We start from the raw sequence: 22,145 nt of genomic DNA, 5'->3' as shown, positions 1-22,145 counted from the left end.
GGCGACTCAGATACCGTACTGGGCGCGGTAAGCCTTCATGGCGGCCAGTTGCGCCGCCAGCTCCGGCTGTTCGGCCTGCTTCTCTTCCAGATACTGGATCAAGTCGCTCATCTGGATGATGGCGATGATGTGAGCGCCGTAGTCACGCTCCACCTCCTGAATGGCGGAGAGCTCGCCCTTGCCCTTCTCCTGACGGTCCAGCGCGATCAGCACGCCAGCCAGGGAGGCGCCGTTGGCCTGGATCAGATCCATGGATTCGCGGATGGCGGTGCCGGCAGTGATGACATCGTCCACCAGCATGATCCGCCCCTTGAGCGGGCTGCCCACCAGATTGCCACCCTCGCCATGATCCTTGGCCTCCTTGCGGTTGAAGCACCAGGGCACGTCCACGTCGTGCTGCTCCACCAGCTGCACGGCGGTGGCGGAGGCGATGGGGATCCCCTTGTAGGCCGGGCCAAACAGCACGTCGAACTCAATGCCGGCATCCATCAGGGCGGCGGCATAGAAGCGGCCGAGACGGGCCAGATCGCGGCCGCTGTTGAACAGACCGGCGTTGAAGAAGTAGGGGCTTTTACGACCGGATTTCAGGGTAAATTCACCGAATTTGAGGACCTGCTTCTCCAGGGCGAACTCGATAAATTGACGCTGGTAGGCTTTCATTCTGGCTCCTTGCTTGGCTTGTCGTTTACTTGTGTGGGGGTATAAAAAAACGCGGTCAATGCCGCGTTTGCAGGATCTGTTGACGCTTCGTCACAGCCGCGACGGAGTCGGTTTTTGCGCAGAACTAGGCATGAGATGCGAAGTTTGGTAATCCAAACGAGGCATCGAATAACGACGTTATGCACAAAAACAGACCCGTCCCTACGGGTTGCGTGGCAAAGGATGCCATGCGTTGTTGCAGGACTTGCCAAGGGAATAACCATTGGCGGCATCCTGCGCCTAGCCTGGCATCCTTGGACACTGCAACGCGACTTGTGCCGAAACATCAACAGGTCCTGGTATCAGGAAAGTGACTGCTTCTGCAGCGCAATGATGTCGGCGATGCCGCCCTTGGCGAGCGCCAGCATCTCCAGCAGCTCCTCGTGGGTGAAGGGTTCGGCCTCCGCGGTACCCTGCACCTCGATGATGCGACCATCTTCGGTCATCACCACGTTCATGTCGGTCTCGGCGGCGGAGTCTTCGATGTACTCCAGATCGCAGATGGCTTCCCCTTCATACATACCGACGGAGACGGCAGCGATCATCTGCTTGAGCGGGCTCTGCTTGAGCATGCCTTTCTCGACCATCCAGTTCAGCGCATCCACCAGCGCCACGCAGGCACCGGTGATGGCGGCGGTGCGGGTGCCACCGTCGGCCTGCAGCACGTCGCAGTCAACGGTAATGGAGTGCTCACCCAGCGCGGTCAGGTCTACTGCGGCGCGCAGGGAGCGGGCGATCAGCCGGGAGATCTCCAGAGTGCGGCCACTCTGCTTGCCGGAGGCCGCTTCGCGGTTCATCCGGGAGTGGGTGGAGCGCGGCAGCATGCCGTATTCGGCAGTCACCCAGCCCTGGTTCTTCCCTTTCAGGAAGCGAGGCACGCTGGTGTCAACGCTGGCGGTGCAGAGCACGCGGGTGTTGCCGAATTCCACCAGCACGGACCCTTCAGCATGCTTGGTGAAGTGGCGGGTAATGGTGACCGGACGAAGCTGCGCGGCAGTGCGATCGCTGGGACGTGACATGGGACGGACCTCTGGGCTGGCTGAATTGGCGCAGGAGTATAAGTGATCCCAGCCCAAATATCAGCCGCTAAAACCACGCTGTCGGCTGACGGAGCAGGGCTGGCTGAGTATACTGGCCCCACACTTCATCAAGCCCGGAACAATCAATGATTCACAGCATGACCGCCTACGCCCGCAAGGAACTCAAGGGCGACTGGGGCACAGCCGTTTGGGAAATTCGTTCGGTCAACCAGCGCTATCTGGAGACCTACATTCGCCTGCCGGAACAACTGCGCAGCCTGGAGCCGGTTCTGCGTGAGCGCTTCCGCGCCAAGCTGCAGCGCGGCAAGGTGGAGTGCAACCTGCGTTTCGAGGCCGCCCAGGCCGCCGCCAGCCAGCTGCACATCAATGAAGAGCTGGCCAAACTCATCATCGAGAGCGCCAACTGGGTGATGAAAGAGGCGGGCCAGGGTCAGCTCAATCCGGTGGACGTGCTGCGCTGGCCGGGGGTCATGGCTGCCGCCGAGCAGGACATGGACGTGGTCGCCACCGAGCTGATGGCCGGCTTCGACCTGACCATGGAAGACTTCCTCGCCTCCCGCGCCAGCGAAGGGGCCAATCTCAAGGCGCTGATCGAACAGCGTCTGGCCGGCATCCAGGTAGAAGTGAAGAAGGTGCGTGAGCACCTGCCGCAGATCATCGAGTGGCAGCGCCAGAAGCTCACCGACCGGCTGGCCGAAGCCAAGGTGGAGCTGGACCCGGCCCGCATCGAGCAGGAGATCGTGCTGCTGGCCCAGAAGATCGACGTGGCCGAAGAGCTGGATCGCCTGGAGATGCACATCAGCGAAACCAACAAGATCATGAAGAAGGGTGGCGCCTGCGGCCGTCGCCTCGACTTCATGATGCAGGAGTTCAACCGCGAGTCGAACACCCTCGGTTCAAAGTCGATCAACGCCGAGGTGACCCAGTCCGCCGTCGAGCTGAAGGTGCTCATCGAGCAGATGCGCGAGCAGATCCAGAATATAGAATGACGTTTCTCGGCGTTTACCGCTGTCTCAAGCGACTCACAAACCCCTGATTTTCAGGGGTTTGTTGTTTTTGCATGTCTTGCATCGTTCAGGATTGTTCGATAAAAGTGGTATCACGTTTGGTATCACGATACGACGTGATACCACTAGCTGAAGGACTGCGCATGAGAGCAAGTGAACTTACCAAGAAGATCAAAGAACAGGATGCTGAGGATGAGAATGAGGGAAAACTCGGCACCACCAATAACATCAATGTGGGCGATGGCCTGTATCTTCGAAGACTCCCCAGCGGTACCCGCAAATGGGTACTCCGTTATACCAATATCGCCAAGAAGCGGGTCTGGTTCACGATAGGGTCATATCCTCACCTGTCTCTCGCGCAAGCTCGCGGTGAAGCCGCCCGCCTCAACGCAGATGTGGAAAATGGCAAAGACCCATCAGCAGAGCGCAAACGCGATCAACAAGAAACCATCAAAACCGTCGAGCAACTGTTTCTCGACTGGTATCAGCATGATGTCAGCCGACGGCTGAAGCACCCGCAGATCCCCAAGCGCCTCTACCAAAAAGAGATTGCCCCACACATTGGCAAACTGGCATTGAAAGACGTTAATGCTCGCGATATTCGCGCCATCATCCATACCGTCGCCAACTCCGGGCGCAATGCAACTGCCAATGATGCCTTGATGGTTTGCAAGCAGCTTTTCAAGCATGCGATCAAGCTGAACCTACTGGACTACAGCCCTGCCCAGGCTTTCACCATGTCGGATGCTGGTGGGCAGGAAAAGAGCCGGAAGCGCATTCTTAGTCTTGATGAGCTGGATTTACTGTTCACTGTTCTTCGCAAACACCGGGACCAGTTCGTCCGTGAAAACTACCTGGCAATCGCGTTGTTGGTTCATCTAGGGGTGCGTAAAGGTGAGTTGATTGCGGCGATGTGGAGTGAGCTCGATTTTGACGAGGGAACGTGGTGCATTCCAGCCGAGCGAAGTAAGACTGCCACCGCGATCACTATCCCGCTAAGCGCAGCCAGCCTCGAATGGTTTGCCGAACTTAAAGTACGGGCCTGCGGATCACCCTATGTGTTTCCATCACGGCGGGCCAGCAAGCGGCGAGATTATATCTCCGACGACACCTTGAACCATGCCATTGCCAAGCTTTTTGGCCAAAAAGTAGATAGTAAGAAACAGCCGTTAGCCAATGTGCTTGGTGAAGCCGGTTTAGAGCATTTCACCATTCACGACTTGCGTCGTACCTGCCGTAGCTTGCTGGCTTCTATTGGCATTCCGAGCCATGTCGCAGAGCGGTGCCTGAATCACAAACTAAAAGGCGTCGAGGGGATTTATAACCGGCACGACTACCTTGACGAGCGACGAGAGGCATTAGAAAAGCTGGCAGACATACTGGCTCCCATTGTGGATAGCCAACCCAATGTAGTCCCGTTCATCAGTAGAGCATCCTGAGATAGTCATCTATGTCTACCAACACATATCCAGCATTTATGAGCCACAACTCCCTGATCTTAGAGCTCAGACAGATCGTGAAGGAGTATCCAGAACTCCGAGAAAGGCTCGCAAAATACATAACGGCCATGGAATGGCTTGAAGGCGTTGAGTGCCAACTTGAGCAGATATTGGGCACAAAGGACTTCGCTGCTGCGGCTTCGTTGATGATGCGAGACAGTGCGGGCATGGACGGGAAAAGCTCATTGGAAGGGGAGGATGTCTATCAGTTTGTGAATATGCATGTTCCAAGAGGTATGGCTGCACTTGGCTTACGGCGGTTAAGTAAGCATCTGATCACACTAGGTGAACGCGATCGTAATCTCGCGAGTGGTTTACCCCACAAGAACTACCAGTCAGCTCGCAAGGCGGAAGGTAAAAAAGGGGGTCAAGCAAAAGCGGCTTTGCTGGCTCCCCTTCATGACGAGATTGAGCGGCTGTACTGGGATGACACAAGTAAAAACCCAAAAGAGACAGCAAAGTCTCATGCGCTTCGCATACAGAAAGACGTTCTGTCGTTTATTGAAACTGATCCTGTTAGATATCAATCCGTTGGCTCCGGTTCTGGGGCTCCCAAGGAACGGGATTATTTCGAGTTCATTTATCGCACCATCCTAAAACTGAAAAGTAAAAAGGCTAAAAAATAGCCATCCAAATGTAAGGTACCCCCTACCTGCATACCCCAACATCTATAAACACCTGAGAATCCCTCCGAACCCGGCAACATCTGCCGGAACAATGTCCACTCGGAGGGATTCAATGTCATACAGTATCGAGCGCCAGCAAATCCTCAGCCTCTACGGCTATAACCAAGATCGCTTGGTTCGCGAAAATGAACGTAAAACCATCACAACTATTTCCCGCACCCAAGCCTGGGTACTTGAACAAAAAGGGGCATTTCCCAAACGCAAAAAGCTGGGAGCTAGCTGTGCTTGGCTTCTTTCTGACTTGCTCCTTTGGATTCACCGCCAGTAAGCGGGGAGCTGTGAAATGAACATTCTGGACTACTTTAGCGTACCAGCAGCACCGACAGCGATCATGAAAATGGCTGAGATCTGTACACTGCTTGGGCGGAGCCGCCAAACTGTATATCGGTGGGTTAGTGAAGGTGAGCTGCCTCCGCCGTTGCGGACTCCAAATGGCAGAGCGATCGGGTGGAACAGGGATGAAGTCATGAAGTATCTGAACAATCAATCCTAACTGTCCCAACCAGCCCCAACCCCGCCCAATGTGACAGTTTGAGACATTTTTAGCACGTTGTTACCACTGCGCGGCGATGACAGCTACGCTGCCACCCCTTTTGATATAAGGGTTCCGTGGCCGAACAAGTTGGCAAATTGGATAGGATATTAATAATATGCCAATTGTTGATAATAGTTATCAAAGAACCCTTATTCCAAACTATTTTTATCAAGGACGGCTCTGGACTGTGATATCCAAATATCAGATCCGAAAAGACATAATGGATAGCATCTTTACAGTTCTGAGGGAGTTCTTTGAAAGGCGCAGTAAACTGATTGCAATCAGAATTGAGCTACACCTTAAGCAATGGACGGAGAATAATTCTTGTGTCAGAGAATTCTTCGCAAAATTACGTCGCCAATTGCTCAAGCAGTATGGGAATATTTACTACCGCTATATCTGGGTTCGTGAGCAGGATCAAGCCAAAGCTCAGCATTATCACGCAGTTCTGCTGGTGGACGGCCAGTTTGTCAAACATCCATCGATAATCGAAAAGATTGCAAGAAGCATCTGGGTCTATGGGTATTTCTGCCTCCCCCCAAGGCCCTTCTATCATATCCATCGTGATCAGATTGGGCGATTTTGTGCGCTTGTCTATCGGCTCAGTTATCTCGCCAAGGCAGAAACCAAAGGAAACAGACCGAAAAAGGTCAGAGACTATGGCTTTGATGCCACCGGGGGTATCTATACCAGGTACGAGGCAACCTAGCGTCCAAAAGATAACACCGTAATCGCCCATACCATCAAGATGGGTCACACAATTTGATACTGCGGTTGCAGGAGCATGGAGGTCCACCAGCAAAATTTGATGTACAGCGACATTATACTATCCATTAAACTGGAGAACGATTAAATGGGTGATGAACAGAACGAGGCGGATGAGTTATATGCGATTGAGGAAAAATTACGCCTCATGTATGGAGAGAAAGCATACCAGCGTATAACAGAGGATGAATGGTGGAAGTATGACTATTATCAGCGACGTAAGAAATTAGAAAGGCAAATAGAGCGGCAGAGGAAAACAATTATTAAACCGTTGATATTCCCTTCTGCTTTAGTCGACCAAAAAATCGTGACTAAGATAAATAGGAAAAACGGGCAACGCTCCCGTCGGCTTATGGATAAATTATCCAGAAGATTTGCCCTTGAAGATCTGCGGCCGATTGATTGCGTGGAACACCTGATAATAAAAATGTGCTGGCATCCTCATCGTGCCCATATCTGGGCGGTGGCGACTTATCCCGGAGTCACCAGTCAACAATTGACGGATTACGTGGGAGTGCCCAGCTCAAACCACAGAATGGTGTTTCGGCGTTTAAATAATGACTTGTACCACCTTGGCTGGCAGTTCGTCTCATGCCAAGTAGGTGCTCAAAACGAACCATGGGGCTGGTATCTGGAGAAAATTTGAGAGGTGATCAGGTGCATCGGATCAGATCAGCGTTGCCTGATCCGATCACCTTATCTGATTAGAAAAGCCTTACCTGATCACCTATCCCTAGAAGGCTGGCGACTAGCAAAGCCACGTCCTGTCTAGGGTTGGTAATGATCATGGTGATTTGAGTGGGAAAGCCGCAGGCGTGTAAATCCGCCGCTCAATGCTCGTCAAAAAATTCACTTGTCTCGTTACGGGTGATTACACACGCGATCAGATGACACCCAAAATCGAAACCCGACGCGCCAAATTAAAGCTGCTCTGTTAGAAAATGTCCGCTATCAGCTCTCGCTGCTGATCAAACAATGACAGCCAGAACGATTACACTAGCACGTAATCGAGAGCATGCCATGCCGAAGAGATTCGGTTCATCCCCGCGGACGCGGGGAACAGTTCTGGATTCGCGTCTTCGCCACCACTCCATCCGGTTCATCCCCGCGGACGCGGGGAACAGACCTTGATGCTGGACCTGAACGTCTGGTTCCACAGTTCATCCCCGCGAGCGCAGGGAACAGGCGGCGGCGACTTCACCCGCCACGACAGCAGGCGGTTCATCCCCGCGGGCGCGGGGAACAGTTTCCATCGTTATACCCCCAGCATTCGACGCGCGGTTCATCCCCGCAGGCGCGGGGAACAGCTGGGGCCACCCGTGGGGTCTGGCTGCGTTGCCGGTTCATCCCCGCGGGCGCGGGGAACAGCCCTCGATGTACACCGGCACGTTGAGATCGCGCGGTTCATCCCCGCGGGCGCGGGGAACAGGCCGATTTGCACGTTGCGGATAATCTGGTCGGCGGTTCATCCCCGCGGGCGCGGGGAACAGACGGCGTCGCGCCAGCTCCTCTTGGCGGGCGTCGGTTCATCCCCGCGGGCGCGGGGAACAGATTAGGGATGCTGCATCAGCCATCGTCACGTCCGGTTCATCCCCGCGGGCGCGGGGAACAGTGTCAAAATCTCATAGCAACAAAGAGGCCTCGCGGTTCATCCCCGCGGGCGCGGGGAACAGCTCAACTCGATGGCGTATTCCCCCGCAACCTGCGGTTCATCCCCGCGGGCGCGGGGAACAGACTTTATTTCTCAACCCGCCGATCCTGAGCATCGGTTCATCCCCGCGGGCGCGGGGAACAGATCAGTGCCCGCCTGAAACTGCACCGCAGCATCGGTTCATCCCCGCGGGCGCGGGGAACAGCGCTGAGAGCCGTTACCCGCCGCGCTCGGGCGCTGGGGTATCCGCCCTGACCAATGCCTGTTCGGTTCATCCCCGCGGGCGCGGGGAACAGCAATAAACCCGGCGCACCTTGCCATCTGACCACGGTTCATCCCCGCGGGCGCGGGGAACAGGGGTTCATCGAGGGTGATGAAATCCCTACGGCCGGTTCATCCCCGCGGGCGCGGGGAACAGCTCTTTGCCTTCTCGCGGAACCAACTTAGCGGCGGTTCATCCCCGCGGGCGCGGGGAACAGACTTTGAGGAGGGTTGGAGGAGCAAGCCATACCGGTTCATCCCCGCGGGCGCGGGGAACAGCAGTTCTGGGCCACCAGCACGAGGGAATCACGCGGTTCATCCCCGCGGACGCGGGGAACAGAATCCGGCGATTTGCGCGGGTTACGTCCATGCCGGTTCATCCCCGCGGACGCGGGGAACAGAGTGACCAGGCAGCCCAGCGGCGGCGGATATCCGGTTCATCCCCGCGGACGCGGGGAACAGAAGAGAGATTCTGTTGCTACCAGAGCGCGAGGCGGTTCATCCCCGCGGACGCGGGGAACAGTTTTAATCCAAACGCTTCTTGATGGGCCTCAGCGGTTCATCCCCGCGGACGCGGGGAACAGCGTGGGCATATGGTAACTCGCAGAACCGCACGCGGTTCATCCCCGCGGACGCGGGGAACAGGGCAGCCCAAACACACGATACAGACTCCCGTGCGGTTCATCCCCGCGGACGCGGGGAACAGCAAACAAGAGCGTCCATCCTGTCAGGAGATTTCGGTTCATCCCCGCGGACGCGGGGAACAGTGTTTGGCATAGTGACTGCCATCCGCCAATTGCGGTTCATCCCCGCGGACGCGGGGAACAGCCCCCACCCAATCGCAGCCGCCGCCTCGAACTCGGTTCATCCCCGCGGACGCGGGGAACAGAAGGTCGATGCCTGGCGCCGTCCGAAATCCTACGGTTCATCCCCGCGGACGCGGGGAACAGCCCACCCTGGCTATGTACAACGGGTTCCTGGACGGTTCATCCCCGCGGACGCGGGGAACAGTAGTGCTCTCCTGCATCCTCCCCGATGACCGGCGGTTCATCCCCGCGGACGCGGGGAACAGATCAACAAGGCAATTGACGATATCAAGGCCGCCGGTTCATCCCCGCGGACGCGGGGAACAGGTCTGTGAGTGGGCTCCACGGCCTGTCGCCATCGGTTCATCCCCGCGGACGCGGGGAACAGTGCTGTGTCTCGACATCAAATACGAGCCCTATCGGTTCATCCCCGCGGACGCGGGGAACAGACGTTCACCAGGTTTGATCCGTCGCCCTCCGCCGGTTCATCCCCGCGGACGCGGGGAACAGTTACCGCCGTGGAAACAGATAGTGTTTGTGCTCGGTTCATCCCCGCGGACGCGGGGAACAGGAGATTTTCACTGTTCCATCAGATGATGGTTGCGGTTCATCCCCGCGGACGCGGGGAACAGATCGCCCGCTGTTCAACAGGGTCGCCATCGAGCGGTTCATCCCCGCGGACGCGGGGAACAGTGGCAATACCCGCTTTCCATCGGCGTCATCGACGGTTCATCCCCGCGGACGCGGGGAACAGGGCAGCGCCAACCGGCTCGCCACGGTTCACCACGGTTCATCCCCACGGACGCGGGGAACAGGGGCCGCCGCGGTCCTCTGCGCGATCAGTGAACGGTTCATCCCCGCGGACGCGGGGAACAGACCCTGGGCTGGTTCGTGTTCCAGCGATCCACCGGTTCATCCCCGCGGACGCGGGGAACAGCAAGTGGCTGATGATGGCCTGCTGGCACTCACCGGTTCATCCCCGCGGACGCGGGGAACAGTGGGTGGCCAACTGGTCGTCGCGGCTGACGTTCGGTTCATCCCCGCGGACGCGGGGAACAGATGAGTGGCAAGGCAAAAATCGAACGTACGTTCGGTTCATCCCCGCGGACGCGGGGAACAGTCGGCCATGTTGAGTCCGCGCATTTCGCCCGCCGGTTCATCCCCGCGGACGCGGGGAACAGACGCCAAGGCCCGCCGCTACCGGGCCCACGTACGGTTCATCCCCGCGGACGCGGGGAACAGACCACCGCCGGGCTGCTCACATCGAGCAGCCACGGTTCATCCCCGCGGACGCGGGGAACAGGCGGTGCTGATCTCCGTCCTGGCGGGTGATGGTGGTTCATCCCCGCGGACGCGGGGAACAGATCAACTCGAGCAAATCGCGATGTCGCATATCCGGTTCATCCCCGCGGACGCGGGGAACAGGACCGGCAGCGCCATCACCAGAGAGCGAACCCACGGTTCATCCCCGCGGACGCGGGGAACAGTAGCGGATGTAGTACCGGATGCCGAGATCGTGCGGTTCATCCCCGCGGACGCGGGGAACAGATCAGCTCTGACGACCTCTACCGCGACGCCCGCGGTTCATCCCCGCGGACGCGGGGAACAGCCCCATGGGCAATCAAGGAAGCGCTCAAGGTGCGGTTCATCCCCGCGGACGCGGGGAACAGGCCCCGGCAGCAAACTGGCTGATCCCGGTTGGCGGTTCATCCCCGCGGACGCGGGGAACAGAACCGCACCTGCTCGGATGACCCGCTGTTCGCCGGTTCATCCCCGCGGACGCGGGGAACAGGTGTTGACGGTATCATAGATGGTCTGCAGCGACGGTTCATCCCCGCGGACGCGGGGAACAGATATGGCGCTCCACGGTCTGGACGCGGTCAATCGGTTCATCCCCGCGGACGCGGGGAACAGTCGCCCAGGGCGTGGCGATGGCTGCGGTCCAGCGGTTCATCCCCGCGGACGCGGGGAACAGCCCACCGACTGATACACCGGGAAGGCCAACGCCGGTTCATCCCCGCGGACGCGGGGAACAGGCAGGCGTAACAGAAGGCCGTTCCTGGCCCCGGCGGTTCATCCCCGCGGACGCGGGGAACAGGAAGTCGCCGTGAAGCGGCCGGACTGGATACGCGGTTCATCCCCGCGGACGCGGGGAACAGCAGTTCGGCAGCATGATCACCTCGTCTGCGATCGGTTCATCCCCGCGGACGCGGGGAACAGAATGACGCGGATGCCATAGCCTACGCCGGAGACGGTTCATCCCCGCGGACGCGGGGAACAGGCATCACTCAGCGAGCAGTGTTTTACTGATGGCGGTTCATCCCCGCGGACGCGGGGAACAGGCTCGAACTCACGGACGGGAGCGACCTCCCCCGGTTCATCCCCGCGGACGCGGGGAACAGATTTCCGCCAAGCTCGGCACCCTGGATCCATCCGGTTCATCCCCGCGGACGCGGGGAACAGAACATCAAGCGCCACGGGCTGGAGTCGGACATCGGTTCATCCCCGCGGACGCGGGGAACAGTCCTGAAACAGGGTATTGATGGGGGCGCGGCGCGGTTCATCCCCGCGGACGCGGGGAACAGGGCCAGCTCGACTCCTGGGCCAAGTTCCCCGACGGTTCATCCCCGCGGACGCGGGGAACAGGTGGGCCAGGCGTAGTCGAAGCGCCATTTGCGCGGTTCATCCCCGCGGACGCGGGGAACAGAGTTTGGCCACCTGGCTGGTGAACTCGTTGAACGGTTCATCCCCGCGGACGCGGGGAACAGGTCCGTGGAAGGTTGGCAATCAGGTGAACAGCCGGTTCATCCCCGCGGACGCGGGGAACAGGGGCCATGGCAGGGTCACCGTCCATGAATCAGCGGTTCATCCCCGCGGACGCGGGGAACAGGTCTTGACCATGTCGCCAAGGGTGGTGCCCTTCGGTTCATCCCCGCGGACGCGGGGAACAGGTTCCAGCGCTCCCCGCGGCAACTCATCAAGAGGTTCATCCCCGCGGACGCGGGGAACAGATCATCTGCACCGGCAGCGATGCGGATGCCGCTGGTTCATCCCCGCGGACGCGGGGAACAGCAGCCACTCGTCCTGCAGCACCTGGCTCCACTCGGTTCATCCCCGCGGACGCGGGGAACAGCGCATCGACCAGGCCAATCTCTTGCCCCAGCTCGGTTCATCCCCGCGGACGCGGGGAACAGATTCCATCCCGTCCGAACGTGGCGTCCAGCATCGGTTCATCCCCGCGGACGCGGGGAACAGCTGAAGACCAAGCTGGCACAGGCGGCAACGGTCGGTTCATCCCCGCGGACGCGGGGAACAGTCTGGGGCCGGTAGCCGCCCCTCTTCCTCGGCCGGTTCATCCCCGCGGACGCGGGGAACAGACTTAACATATGCTATTGATTTTTATGGCTTTTTCCAACCATGAAAAAGCCACCGACTAGTCCAGATTGTTAATGAACGCTAAGCTATTGATTTTCAATGGGTAGAAAAGAGACCAATCGGCAACCATCGAGGTCCACCGGCACCCTGCGATTGGTCCCCAGGGTTTGAAAGTCAAAACCAGAATCGTTATTAGCGGGCCAGGCCATCACGATATTGCCCTGCTCCACCAAAGCCTCGCACTGCTGCCAGATCATCTCTCGCACCCGGCGCGACACCTCTCCCACATAGACACCGGCACGCACCTCGAGTAACCAGACCGCGAGCCGGCCGCGCAGGCGCGGCGGCACATCCTCGGTGATCACCACCAGCATGCTCATCACTGACTCCTGTGACCGGCATCCCCCATGCCGACGGGTTCGGGGATGGCGGGCGGCTGGGCATCTGCAGGGGCGTCTGGCGGGGTGATGCCCCCGGCCGAGAGCACCTCCTCGATAAGCGGGATGAGTTTCTCCAGGGTGCGCTGCTTGTTGAAGCTGTCACGGCAAGCCAGGCGCACGGCCCGATCCGGGTTGGCATCCCCCCTTGCGGCAATCTCGAAAGCCTGGGGCACCACTGTCTCAAACTTGATAATGTCGGCGATGTCATAGACAAACGAGAGCGGCTTGCCGCTATGGATAAAGCCGATGGCGGGGGCATACCCTGCCGCCAGGATAGCTGCCTCCGTGATGCCATAGAGGCAGGAGGTAGCGGCGCTGATACATTGATTGGGCAAGTCTCCCTTGTCCCAATCCTTTGGGTCGTAGCGCCGCCCCTGCCACTTCACCCCATAGCGGGCGGCCAATAGCTTGTAGGTCTCCCGCACCCGTGCCCCTTCGATGCCGCGCAGTTGATCTACCGAGCGGCGGCTGGGGGGCGGCTCACCAAAGCGCAGCTCAAACATCTTGCGCACCACCTTGAGACGCAAATCGTCATCGAGGGCCAGCTTGGCCTGATAGAGCAGCCGGTCGGAGCGAGCCCCGCCCGGCTGGCCTGCTGCATAGAGGCGTACCCCGGCCTCTCCCACCCAGACCAGCAGGGTCCCCGCCGTGGCCGCCAGCTTGACGGCGGCGTGCGAGACCCGGGTGCCAGGTTCGAGCATCAAACAGGCGACGGTGCCGATGGGGATGTGAGTGCGTACTCCCTCTTTATCTACCAGCACAAAGGCGCCGTCGATCACATCGAGCTGGCCATATTTGAGAAACAGCATGGCCCGGCGGTCCTTGATGGGCAGCGGCTTGAGGGGCGGCAACATCAGGCTTTACCCAGTGAGAGCAGACCACAACCCAGAGACTTGGCCGGGCCAATCCCACCTTGCAGCGCCGCCAACAGGGCGTGGGTGTCGTTCACCCTTAAATAACCCTCGAAGGTGGCCGTCAGTACGCTCAGGCGACTATCGCCCTTACGTCCCTGCTGCATGGTCGAGCCGCTGACCACCCCCTGTAGCAGGGTAAAACCGTGGCGCTCACCCTGGCGGGCGAGCCAGGCCAGCTGATCTTGTTCGTGACACAGGCCCCGGCGCTTGCCATCCCGGGTCACGGTCGGATTGGCCTGCAGGCGAAAGCGATAGGAGCCTTCAGGTTCGAGCCACTGCTCGGGGGCAAAGTGCTTCTCTTGCACCTCTCCTTGCAGGTAATAAGGAAGATCGCGCAGCGGCCCCCAGTTACCCGCGGTTTGCGACTGCACCAACAGCTGTGGCTGTTGCCAGTTGGCCGTGGGCTCGAGGCGCCACAAGAATCGCTCTGGCGCCGTCTGCTCATCGGGCGCGAAGGCCCGGGCCAGAGTGCGATGCAGGTCATAAGGATTGGCCAGATCCCGACGCGCCTCCCGGCTTTTGGGGTTGAGGATCAGTTTGCTCAGGAACATGGCGCCTCCTGCGGATCCAAGGGCTGGGTGGTAACAAAACGCGGCCCGAAGCGGCGCTCGGCAAAGGGGGCAATGGGTTGGTCGAGACGCACCGCCCCTTCACTGGCCTCGAGCAGCAGACGGCGTACCTGACGCCCTGCCCCTTTGCTCAACTCGGGATAGTTGCGCAAGGCAGTCAGGAGATCGCTCTCATGCAAGCCATCTGGCAGGTAAACCGGCGGTGAAGGCAGACACCCTTTTCGGCCCAGGCTCAGGGGCCAATGGGGGTGGCGCAGCGCCTGGTGAATACACGCCAACAGGGTGGCCTCCCCCTCGAAGCCAACCAGAAAGGCGGCATCACTCAGGTAGTAGCGGGGGCTGACCACGGTGCGATTCATGTCGACCTTACCGGCCGCATTCAGGATGCCGGTGGCGGTCTGATAGTCGCGCAGCACCACCCCTTCCCTGTCTACTCGCACGCCCATGATGAGGGCGGCGAGATCGTCGACCGGCTCGCACCTATCCCGTCCCAGAGCGGCGCAGACCAGTCCCAGCACCCCCGACTTGGAGGGCTCTAGCTGGGTATCGCGTTCATCGAAGCGGCTGGTGGTGCCCCAAGATTGCAGGGGCCCCTGAAGCCGCAGTAGCAGTGTCGGCATCTTACTCCTCCCACAGGGTCTCGACGGCATCGCGTACCCAGGCGGCCAGATCGCTGACCGAGCTGCGGGACAGGCTGTTGTCGAGCTGCCACTTGCCGGTGAGGTCGATATGGGCCCAGCGATCGCCGGCATCCCCATAGACGGGGGCGAGCTTGCGCTCGTAGTCAGCGAGCGCCGCCACCGACTGTTCGGTCAGGCTCTTGTCATGGCGCGGCTGGATGGGGCGCTCGAAGGCGTTGGCCAGGTTGAGGGGGCTTTTACGCAAACTCACCCCGATAAACTCGGGCAGGTTGTGAGCGGCAAAGCTGTTCTGTTTGCCGGTCGGGATGGCGCGCACCATGGCCTGGATCAGGGCCTCGATGGCAGAGGCGGTAAGCTCCTTGTCCTCTTGCAGGTTGTTAAGCAACTTGCTGACATCGAGCGCCGCGTAACGATAGAAGGTGGCAGAGTTGAACTCGACCTGACCAATCATGCCGGCACCGGTCTCATCGGGACCACCTACATCATCCACTGCGGTGAAGTAGTCAAAGTCACGCTCCACCCTGTGAGTGCTGATGGCATGGGCCACCTGGCAGGCGGCATCCTGATTGACCTGAGGCAGGTCGGCCAGCATACGGCCAAAGAGGGCGACATCCACCGCCTTGCCTCCATCGAGCAGCGCCTTGGCCTGCTTGGCCAACTCGGTCGGGATGGCGGCCTTGCTCTCTTTTTTCCCCTTTTTCTCACCCACAGCCGGGATGATCAGGGCGTCCCAGTGCGCTTCAATCAGTGCGGCAAAACCGGCAATCTCGCGCTCACCCAAAAACAGCAGATATTCGGTCTTGCCATCGTCCTTGAGCTTGAGCCCGGCGGCAGCGAGGGCCACTTCAATCTTGCCTGCCGCCTCTTCCTGATCACGCCCGGCCAGTCTTTCCAGCAACAGAGCCTGCAACTTCTTGGTACGCAGCGCCCGATACTCGGCCGGGATCAGTTGCTGGTCACGGCTATAGAGGCGAACGGCGCGCTTGAAACACTGGCTACTGACACGCGCGCGGCGCTGGCCACCGAAGAGGGCATCCTTGGGCGCCCCGGTATCGTCACGGTTGAGGTTGGAGGGGGCAAAATTCTGGATCAGATGCAGTTCAACAAACAGGGTCATGGTTTCTCTCCTTGAAAGATTTAATCGTTTGAATCGGCAGTGGCCGCGACTCGGTAAAAGTCACTGGCCCAACGGCGACGCAACTTGTCGAGCGCCTCGGGACGAGTGGGGTTAAGCCAGTCGGCGAGATCCCAGAGCAGGCGCTGATAATCGATGGCCAGCTCATGGGACCTGAGCAGAGTCACGCAGTGGCGCAGTGGCTCGGCCAGGGTCTCGCCATCGCTCTCGAGCAGGGCGATAAAGCGTCCCTCGATGGATGGGCTCTGCTCCTGCTTGCGATAGAGAACGCCCATCGCCTTGGCTAGGGTCATCTCACTGTGCTTTGGATGAAGCGCAAAAAGCCCGGCCACCAGGTAGTGGGACTGGCGACGAGCCGAGTCGGGATGCTCATCGGCTGCGATAAAGGGCTCAACGTAGGGAAAGACGCGGGGCGCCGTGCCGGGGGCAAAGGTGAGACTGCGGCGCAGCTCGGCCAAGGCCCCGCGGTTGCTTTGTGACAATCGCTGCAGATGGTCGACAAAAGGCTGATCACTCATTGAAGCTCTCCTGTTTCGTTAAGGGCTGTCAGTTGCTCCCGGATGGCAGACCACAAGCGGGGCTGCGCCTTGGCATTGGCACGCCAGAGGCGAGCGCCGCCTCCCTGGCTGGCCAGCAGGGTCTCCCACGCCGCCAGGGCGGCCTCTTTCAATACCTGCTGCCACTGCCGCTCGGCGACATCGGGGTCTTGTTCAAGCTGCGCCAGGGTGGTCATCAGGGCGCGCTCGGCGCGGGCAAAGAAGAGCGGTGCAGCGGGACCAGCATCAAACAGGGCTCGAGCCCGGCTGCGGGTATCTTTCTGCTGGCTGTCTGGCAAGGTATCGGCAATCAGTTGGACGGCAGCCCTTTTGAGCGAGGCAAACAGGGTCTCGGCCATCTCCAACATATCTCGGGCCGTTCGAGTTATCTCGGGTTGCTCAAGAAGGGCCAATGGCAACGCCAAGTGTTCTACGCGCCAGCGCAGCAACTTGGCTTGATCGCTGGCCAGCCCGGCCACCAGCAGGCGAAGGTGTTTTTTGCCCAGCGATTTGTTTAAGCGGGTGGCGCTGTCGAGGATCGCTGCCGGAGCCGACTTTTTATCGCCCCCATCGGGCAGCAACGCCGGCAGGTCGCGCCAGAGGGCTCGCCCTTCACTGAAGGTAAGGCGCACAGATCCCGTGCTGCCTTCCCGGAAGTTGGCCATGGGATCGGGGGCGTGGGGATCCTCTTCCAGCCCCTGCCCTGCGGCAAAGCGCAGCCAGCGGATAGCGCCATCCTCCTCTCGTTGAAACAGCACGGCGCGGGTCTGGCGGGTGAAGCGATCGTTGGGGCCAGTGGCAAGTAGAGGAGACGATTTCAGATTGGCGACGGTGAGCGCGGGTCGCTCCCAGCTAGGCAAGTCTTCATGGTCAGGCGAGGCGGGATGCAGGCTCAGGATAAGGGTCTGCGCCAGGGACTCACCCAGTGGCAAGGTGGCCGCCGTATTGGCCAGCGGGCCCGCCTTGTCGGCATCACGAAACACCTTGACCAGACCACCCGGCGTACACTGCAAAAAGCCGAGCAGGGTCCGAATGGCATGAAGCGGCGAAATGGCTCCCGGCGCAGTGTCCACCGAGTGGTTGAACACCACGGGGGCATTTCCGCTGACGCTGGCCAGATCGATCTGGGTCCAGGGTTTGAACTTTTCACCGGTTTCGGCCGCCGTGGCCAAGTCGGCCACCTGCATAAAGGGATGCTCGGGGTGAAACAGCCAGAAGCGATCGCGCCACTTTTCCAGATAGGTGGTCATGGCCTCAGTAGGGAGCCCCTGGGTAAACCAGTTGCGCAGGTCTCGCTGCCCCCACTCTGGGGTCTGTGCGCTTAAGGCTCTGTGGGTGATGGCCAGCAGCAGGCGATACTGGGCCATCAAAGATGGCGGCGCCGTCTCGGCCAAGGCCACTATCTGCGATGCCTGCTCAAAGAGGGCCAGCAGGCCCAGCTCCCTGACCTCGCCGCTGAGCATCCTGACCGGCAACCAGGGCTCGTCGAGCAGATTAAAACGCATTGTCATTGTCACTCCTTTGGTTATTCCCTGTTCCGGTAGATAAGCCCCAACTCCCCATCGAGCCAAACCACCAGCCTGCCATCCAGTTGCGCCCTGCCGTCGCTATCGAGCAACAGCGGGTAGCTGTAGCGAAGCAGCGGGCTCTGATCAAAGGCTTGCACGTCGGGTTGCTGCTTGATGGCCTTAACCAGGGCTTGATTGGAGAGGTTGAGCTGGCGGGCGCAGAGTTGGCAGGCCAGTTCAGTTGAAAGCGGTGCATCGAGCGCGAAGGGCTCAGCATCAGGCGTCAAGGCCACCCCCTTGTCAGAGACAAAGAGCGGAATCACGGTGACGCTGGGTTTGCCCAGCCGGGTGCAGTTAATTAAGCCTTTGTCCTCGCCCTCCCCCTCTTCGTAGCCTCTGGGTTTGTTCGAATAAGTACCAAGGTCCGCATCGGCCCTGATAACAATATTGCGGGCCAGCTGCCGCTGGTGTTGCTCTGCAGCCAGATAAGTGGCGTAGCTGTATTCCTCGATATATTGGCGTAGCGCCTCACTCACCGAATCGGGTAACTCTCCATCGCCATATACGGCCTGCACCAGCCGATCGATATCCTGGGGCAGTTGCAAGCTGGTTTCGCCGAGGAGCCGTACCCAGGTCATGGCGAGCAGGTAGGGATCGTAGACAAAGCGCCAACGGGTGGTCGCCAAATCGGGTAATTCACCGGGTATGAGTCCGGCTACCGTCAACACCGGCTGACGATGAAGCTCGGGGCGATGGGGGCGCTGATGGCGATGCAAGCGCCCCACCCGCTGCAATAGCAGATCGACTGGGGCGAGATCGCTAATTAGAAAGTCAAAATCAATGTCCAAAGATTGCTCGACAACTTGGGTTGCCACCAACAGAGCCCGAACCGGACGCTTCCCCTCTTTTCCAAAGGTGGAGAGCACGGCAGCTTCTCGCTGTGCCCGTTCATCGGACGGGAAACGGGCATGAAAAATCTGCAGGGTGAGATCTTCCGGCGCTTTGGCCTTGAGCAGGCTATATAGCTGTTGCGCTCGCTCGACCGTATTGACGATGATGGCGCCGCAACCTCCGTGGGTCAGGGCCTCAAGTGCTACGCAAAGCAACTCCTCGGGTGTAGTACCGCATCCGGCCAACCGGACGGGCTCCATCATTCGGCTTTCTATCTGGTCATCCCAGTCGAGGCCCCTGTCATCGGCAAGCACCAACCGCGGATAGGCAAGCTCTGGCAGCATTGCAGGGTCAACTCGCCATGCCTTGAGCAAACCATCACGACGCTTTGTTGGCAGAGTGGCACTCATCAGGATAACTGAGCAGCCCAGGCCTTTTAGCCAGCGCAGCAGCGCTTCAATCAGCCCTTCGGTATAGGTGTCGTAGGCATGTACCTCATCGAGCACCACCACTCGATTGGCCAGCCCCCAGAGCCGCACGAAGTGATGTTTGACATTCAGCACAGAGAAGAGCGCCTGATCGATGGTGCCCACTCCATAGGGAGCGATCAGCGGTCGCTTGCGACGGGAGAACCAGCGGGCGGCTTCTACTCCCTCACTCTGCTTGCCATCTTCACCCCACACGTCCTTGAGCGCGGCCATCATCTCCTGACGAACGGCGCCACCGTGGATCAGTTGCAGATCGGGCGCCGAACCGTGTGCAAAAGCATCCATAAACTGGCGAGCACGGGCAAACAGTGCATTGCCGGTGGCCTGGGTTGGCAAGGCCAGATAGAAGCCGCGATGGCCATTCGTACGCTGCAAGTGCAGATGCGCCATAAAGGCGAGCTCTGTCTTGCCCTCCCCCATGGGGGCCTCCACCAGCAGCAAAGCGGGCCCTTGGCTCGCTTGTAACAGCTCTATACCCTGGCTCTGCAGGGCTCGTGGTATGACAGGCTTATCGGCAGCCAACATTTGGCCAAGTTGCCTATCAAGTGGGACGGGTTCTGCGAGCAAAGGTGAAAAGGAACGCCAGCCGATCGCTGTCAGCGCCTCATGAGCCAGTCTTTTGGCATGGAAGTAGTGTTGCCTGAGATCGTCGTGACGAATACCGAGGGGAAACCACTCGAGGTTAGAGCCGATCCAGTCGGAAATAGAAGTCAGCCCTGCCAGCCAATTGATGGCGGGCAGGGTCAGCGTGTCGGCCGTGATCACTCCCGGAGGAGAGAGCACGGCCCAGTAAGCATCGAGCAATGCCTGCCTGGCTTGTGGCCAGACGGGGTCTTCACGAGCAGGCAATCCCTTTTCAATTTCCTGCTGCTTGAGCGGATAGCCATGGTGAGCGCCAACCGCCTCAGACACTTGCTGACACCAGCAAAAATCGGTGCCGGTTCGCGCCGGTAGCCACTCTTCCAGAATGGCGGTCGTCGCCCAGTCATGCCGGTCACTGCGCAGCGATGCATCGGCAAATGTCAGCCCTTGCGCCTTCGCAAGCGCCAGCCCCAGGGGCCATTTGGCCTGAAACCCCGGGATCGCCTTGCCCACGTCATGCAACCCGGCCAGCGCCGCCAACCAGCGGGGGGCCGTCTCAGCCGCCAGGCCAAATTGCTTGGCCAAATGTTGATGAGTGGTGACGGGTTCGAGCTCGAGGATCGACTCGGCCACCGCAGCCACATCCAGCATATGAGCCAGCAAGGGGTGACCCTGCTTATCGCTGCTTTTGGCCCAGAAGATAGCGGCCTGCGGATTGAGGCATGAAAACAGGATGGGATCTTTTAGCTCTTCCATGTCGGCACCTTTCTATCCTTGCTGCCCATTATTTCACTCACTCACAGGCTGGCCCACTGGCGCAGATGTCTCGTGTTTTTTAGTCCCGCCGTCGTGGTGGTATTCACGCTCTGGTGAAGCTCAAGGGACGATAGCACCTCGAGCTCGCCGCTAAAGCGCACCAGCTCGCTCTGGTCGGCGTAGGGGAAGCGCAGGCGAATATGGCCGCTTGGCTCTAGGGTCTGGGTTTGATCCTGATGCCACTTAATATCCCTGACCCAGGGGCGGCGGATGAGTCAAAGCGCAGTTCAGCCTGCTACAGGGTGCTGCCGGCAAAGATGCCGTAGCCATTGGTAAACAGGCGAAGTGCATGGACTGGCCAGAATCAGTCAAAACTGATAGTTATCTTGCCAGAGTGACCTGGATGGGACCATGGCATAACACCGGGATTGTGCGGGGGGTCATTTAAATAGTGCTGGTGGATGGGGTCGGTAGAGCAGGTTAGGAAAGAGGACGGGTCGAGGACGCTGACAGGATTACGCTACTGGAACTACGAACCGGCCGACCCGCCACCGGAACCCCAATTGCAAGCATTGCCCTTGGTAAACAGACCATATCAGTGGTGGCAGGGATAGACAACTACCAGGCATTGTACGGCGCAAACACCAGCCTGTTGCCACGTGATGCCAAGGAGACCATATGATGACCGATCAGCCAGCTTCTGTTCCTGTCCTTACAGTGATGGTGGACTACGGAGGGGCACCGTTCCTGTGGCTCAAAGAGTCACCAGATGAACCAGGTTACGTGAACGACTGCATGTGCGAGGGCGATGGATACTGCGAAGATGACCCAATTTCGGAGGAACTCTGGAGGCAGTTTTCCCCTTGGGCGCTCGAATTCAATCGAACAATGTACAACGACCATGCTCTTGATCCCGACCGCTGGGATTGGGCTGCCTTTCACGCGCGCGGCCTGCAACTAACCCGCCTGCTCAAAGCAGAGGTGGGTGATGCGTACCGAGTGCTTTATTGCAAACCTGTAGAAGATCCCGCGTTTAAGCAGGACGAGTACAGGGAGGTCTTGGCCGACGGAACCATAGTTCCCTTCCATCCTGATCTGGATGGGTCTGCCGGCTCTTAGTCTATTGAGCTGCTGCTTCAACCTGTAATAGAACGCAAGTGGTATCACAAACGGTATCACAAACGGTATCACAAACGGTATCACAAACGGTATCAAACACACTTTAACGCAACAAACAAAACCACTCATTTATATGATTTTTAATGATTTATTAATTTCAATCTATATTCAGATCCAGAACATCGAGTGATCTCCCTCATCGATGCACCAGCCCCCGCCATGCGGGGGCTTTTTTATGCTCG

The 22,145-nt window shown here is 59.2% G+C and carries 18 protein-coding genes and 1 CRISPR repeat array; of the genes, 8 read left to right on the top strand and 10 right to left on the bottom strand.

The window, feature by feature from the left end; translation table 11 throughout:
• Nucleotides 1–6: 6 nt before the first annotated feature.
• Together pyrE and rph are read right to left on the bottom strand one after the other, a co-directional pair.
• Nucleotides 7–660 (bottom strand): orotate phosphoribosyltransferase, encoded by a 654-nt coding sequence (gene pyrE / locus ACNPAA_RS00170; RefSeq protein WP_010676102.1) that lies wholly within the window; start codon nt 658–660, stop codon nt 7–9.
• A gap of 341 nt (nt 661–1,001) precedes the next feature.
• A complete protein-coding gene (gene rph / locus ACNPAA_RS00165) occupies nt 1,002–1,718 on the bottom strand; it encodes a ribonuclease PH (RefSeq protein WP_024945517.1) in 717 nt (238 codons plus the stop codon).
• A 146-nt stretch (nt 1,719–1,864) separates the two neighbouring features.
• Here rph and ACNPAA_RS00160 point away from each other — a divergent pair, with 146 nt between their 5' ends.
• The 7 genes from ACNPAA_RS00160 to ACNPAA_RS00130 all read left to right on the top strand — a co-directional run bounded on the left by ACNPAA_RS00160 (nt 1,865) and on the right by ACNPAA_RS00130 (nt 6,877).
• Entirely contained in the window at nt 1,865–2,728 is an 864-nt protein-coding gene (locus tag ACNPAA_RS00160) for a YicC/YloC family endoribonuclease (RefSeq protein WP_010676104.1), read from the top strand.
• A gap of 161 nt (nt 2,729–2,889) precedes the next feature.
• Nucleotides 2,890–4,185 (top strand): tyrosine-type recombinase/integrase, encoded by a 1,296-nt coding sequence (locus ACNPAA_RS00155; protein ID WP_119197173.1) that lies wholly within the window; start codon nt 2,890–2,892, stop codon nt 4,183–4,185.
• A gap of 11 nt (nt 4,186–4,196) precedes the next feature.
• On the top strand, nt 4,197–4,871 hold the full coding sequence (locus ACNPAA_RS00150; RefSeq protein WP_223931846.1) for a hypothetical protein: 675 nt from the start codon (nt 4,197–4,199) through the stop codon (nt 4,869–4,871).
• Between the two features lie 112 nt (nt 4,872–4,983).
• Nucleotides 4,984–5,199, top strand: coding sequence for a helix-turn-helix transcriptional regulator (locus tag ACNPAA_RS00145; RefSeq protein ID WP_080990013.1), 216 nt, complete (start codon nt 4,984–4,986; stop codon nt 5,197–5,199).
• A gap of 15 nt (nt 5,200–5,214) precedes the next feature.
• Complete coding sequence (locus ACNPAA_RS00140; protein ID WP_081843989.1) at nt 5,215–5,424, top strand: helix-turn-helix transcriptional regulator; 210 nt, start codon at nt 5,215–5,217, stop codon at nt 5,422–5,424.
• 157 nt (nt 5,425–5,581) lie between these two features.
• Complete coding sequence (locus ACNPAA_RS00135) at nt 5,582–6,175, top strand: YagK/YfjJ domain-containing protein (RefSeq protein ID WP_081843988.1); 594 nt, start codon at nt 5,582–5,584, stop codon at nt 6,173–6,175.
• 144 nt (nt 6,176–6,319) lie between these two features.
• The gene (locus ACNPAA_RS00130) at nt 6,320–6,877 is read left to right on the top strand and encodes a hypothetical protein (RefSeq protein ID WP_119197172.1); all 558 of its coding nucleotides are present in this window, start codon (nt 6,320–6,322) and stop codon (nt 6,875–6,877) included.
• Between the two features lie 388 nt (nt 6,878–7,265).
• Nucleotides 7,266–12,326: a CRISPR direct-repeat array (repeat unit 29 nt; unit sequence CGGTTCATCCCCGCGGACGCGGGGAACAG).
• Nucleotides 12,327–12,410: 84 nt separating this feature from the next.
• Here ACNPAA_RS00130 and cas2e read toward each other — a convergent pair.
• From cas2e to ACNPAA_RS00090, 8 genes are read right to left on the bottom strand one after another with little or no spacing between them, the layout of a single operon-like run.
• Nucleotides 12,411–12,704 carry a type I-E CRISPR-associated endoribonuclease Cas2e gene (gene cas2e / locus ACNPAA_RS00125; RefSeq protein ID WP_043153355.1) on the bottom strand — a complete coding sequence of 98 codons (294 nt, stop codon included), beginning with the start codon at nt 12,702–12,704 and terminating at the stop codon, nt 12,411–12,413.
• Nucleotides 12,704–13,618: a type I-E CRISPR-associated endonuclease Cas1e gene (gene cas1e / locus ACNPAA_RS00120; RefSeq protein ID WP_052816515.1), complete on the bottom strand. Its 915-nt coding sequence runs from the start codon at nt 13,616–13,618 to the stop codon at nt 12,704–12,706. Before cas1e ends, cas2e begins: the two co-directional genes overlap by 1 nt.
• A complete protein-coding gene (gene cas6e / locus ACNPAA_RS00115; RefSeq protein ID WP_052816516.1) occupies nt 13,618–14,229 on the bottom strand; it encodes a type I-E CRISPR-associated protein Cas6/Cse3/CasE in 612 nt (203 codons plus the stop codon). Before cas6e ends, cas1e begins: the two co-directional genes overlap by 1 nt.
• The gene (gene cas5e / locus ACNPAA_RS00110) at nt 14,220–14,867 is read right to left on the bottom strand and encodes a type I-E CRISPR-associated protein Cas5/CasD (protein WP_052816517.1); all 648 of its coding nucleotides are present in this window, start codon (nt 14,865–14,867) and stop codon (nt 14,220–14,222) included. The genes cas6e and cas5e overlap by 10 nt, the downstream gene beginning before the upstream one ends.
• A 1-nt stretch (nt 14,868) precedes the next feature.
• On the bottom strand, nt 14,869–16,005 hold the full coding sequence (cas7e, locus tag ACNPAA_RS00105) for a type I-E CRISPR-associated protein Cas7/Cse4/CasC (protein ID WP_052816518.1): 1,137 nt from the start codon (nt 16,003–16,005) through the stop codon (nt 14,869–14,871).
• Between the two features lie 20 nt (nt 16,006–16,025).
• Entirely contained in the window at nt 16,026–16,541 is a 516-nt protein-coding gene (gene casB / locus ACNPAA_RS00100) for a type I-E CRISPR-associated protein Cse2/CasB (RefSeq protein WP_043153340.1), read from the bottom strand.
• Complete coding sequence (gene casA / locus ACNPAA_RS00095) at nt 16,538–18,070, bottom strand: type I-E CRISPR-associated protein Cse1/CasA (RefSeq protein WP_417891487.1); 1,533 nt, start codon at nt 18,068–18,070, stop codon at nt 16,538–16,540. Before casA ends, casB begins: the two co-directional genes overlap by 4 nt.
• 14 nt (nt 18,071–18,084) lie before the next feature.
• On the bottom strand, nt 18,085–20,784 hold the full coding sequence (locus ACNPAA_RS00090) for a CRISPR-associated helicase/endonuclease Cas3 (protein ID WP_043153334.1): 2,700 nt from the start codon (nt 20,782–20,784) through the stop codon (nt 18,085–18,087).
• 678 nt (nt 20,785–21,462) lie between these two features.
• Between ACNPAA_RS00090 and ACNPAA_RS00085 the strand changes: the two genes are divergently transcribed.
• Entirely contained in the window at nt 21,463–21,903 is a 441-nt protein-coding gene (locus ACNPAA_RS00085) for a hypothetical protein (RefSeq protein WP_050485180.1), read from the top strand.
• The last annotated feature ends 242 nt before the right edge of the window (nt 21,904–22,145 follow it).

It is taken from the genome of Aeromonas sp. PS2Canimalfood6, assembly GCF_048276795.1.
GTDB classification, from domain to species: Bacteria; Pseudomonadota; Gammaproteobacteria; order Enterobacterales; family Aeromonadaceae; genus Aeromonas; species Aeromonas caviae.
This window is presented reverse-complemented; position numbering and strand designations above follow the sequence as displayed.

Excerpts from the sequence above, each read along its gene's own strand:
- pyrE (WP_010676102.1), bottom strand. The coding sequence starts at position 660 with ATGAAAGCCTACCAGCGTCAATTTATCGAGTTCGCCCTGGAGAAGCAG.
- rph (WP_024945517.1), bottom strand. The coding sequence starts at position 1,718 with ATGTCACGTCCCAGCGATCGCACTGCCGCGCAGCTTCGTCCGGTCACC.
- ACNPAA_RS00160 (WP_010676104.1), top strand. The coding sequence starts at position 1,865 with ATGATTCACAGCATGACCGCCTACGCCCGCAAGGAACTCAAGGGCGAC.
- ACNPAA_RS00155 (WP_119197173.1), top strand. The coding sequence starts at position 2,890 with ATGAGAGCAAGTGAACTTACCAAGAAGATCAAAGAACAGGATGCTGAG.
- ACNPAA_RS00150 (WP_223931846.1), top strand. The coding sequence starts at position 4,197 with ATGTCTACCAACACATATCCAGCATTTATGAGCCACAACTCCCTGATC.
- ACNPAA_RS00145 (WP_080990013.1), top strand. The coding sequence starts at position 4,984 with ATGTCATACAGTATCGAGCGCCAGCAAATCCTCAGCCTCTACGGCTAT.
- ACNPAA_RS00140 (WP_081843989.1), top strand. The coding sequence starts at position 5,215 with ATGAACATTCTGGACTACTTTAGCGTACCAGCAGCACCGACAGCGATC.
- ACNPAA_RS00135 (WP_081843988.1), top strand. The coding sequence starts at position 5,582 with ATGCCAATTGTTGATAATAGTTATCAAAGAACCCTTATTCCAAACTAT.
- ACNPAA_RS00130 (WP_119197172.1), top strand. The coding sequence starts at position 6,320 with ATGGGTGATGAACAGAACGAGGCGGATGAGTTATATGCGATTGAGGAA.
- cas2e (WP_043153355.1), bottom strand. The coding sequence starts at position 12,704 with ATGAGCATGCTGGTGGTGATCACCGAGGATGTGCCGCCGCGCCTGCGC.
- cas1e (WP_052816515.1), bottom strand. The coding sequence starts at position 13,618 with ATGTTGCCGCCCCTCAAGCCGCTGCCCATCAAGGACCGCCGGGCCATG.
- cas6e (WP_052816516.1), bottom strand. The coding sequence starts at position 14,229 with ATGTTCCTGAGCAAACTGATCCTCAACCCCAAAAGCCGGGAGGCGCGT.
- cas5e (WP_052816517.1), bottom strand. The coding sequence starts at position 14,867 with ATGCCGACACTGCTACTGCGGCTTCAGGGGCCCCTGCAATCTTGGGGC.
- cas7e (WP_052816518.1), bottom strand. The coding sequence starts at position 16,005 with ATGACCCTGTTTGTTGAACTGCATCTGATCCAGAATTTTGCCCCCTCC.
- casB (WP_043153340.1), bottom strand. The coding sequence starts at position 16,541 with ATGAGTGATCAGCCTTTTGTCGACCATCTGCAGCGATTGTCACAAAGC.
- casA (WP_417891487.1), bottom strand. The coding sequence starts at position 18,070 with ATGACAATGCGTTTTAATCTGCTCGACGAGCCCTGGTTGCCGGTCAGG.
- ACNPAA_RS00090 (WP_043153334.1), bottom strand. The coding sequence starts at position 20,784 with ATGGAAGAGCTAAAAGATCCCATCCTGTTTTCATGCCTCAATCCGCAG.
- ACNPAA_RS00085 (WP_050485180.1), top strand. The coding sequence starts at position 21,463 with ATGATGACCGATCAGCCAGCTTCTGTTCCTGTCCTTACAGTGATGGTG.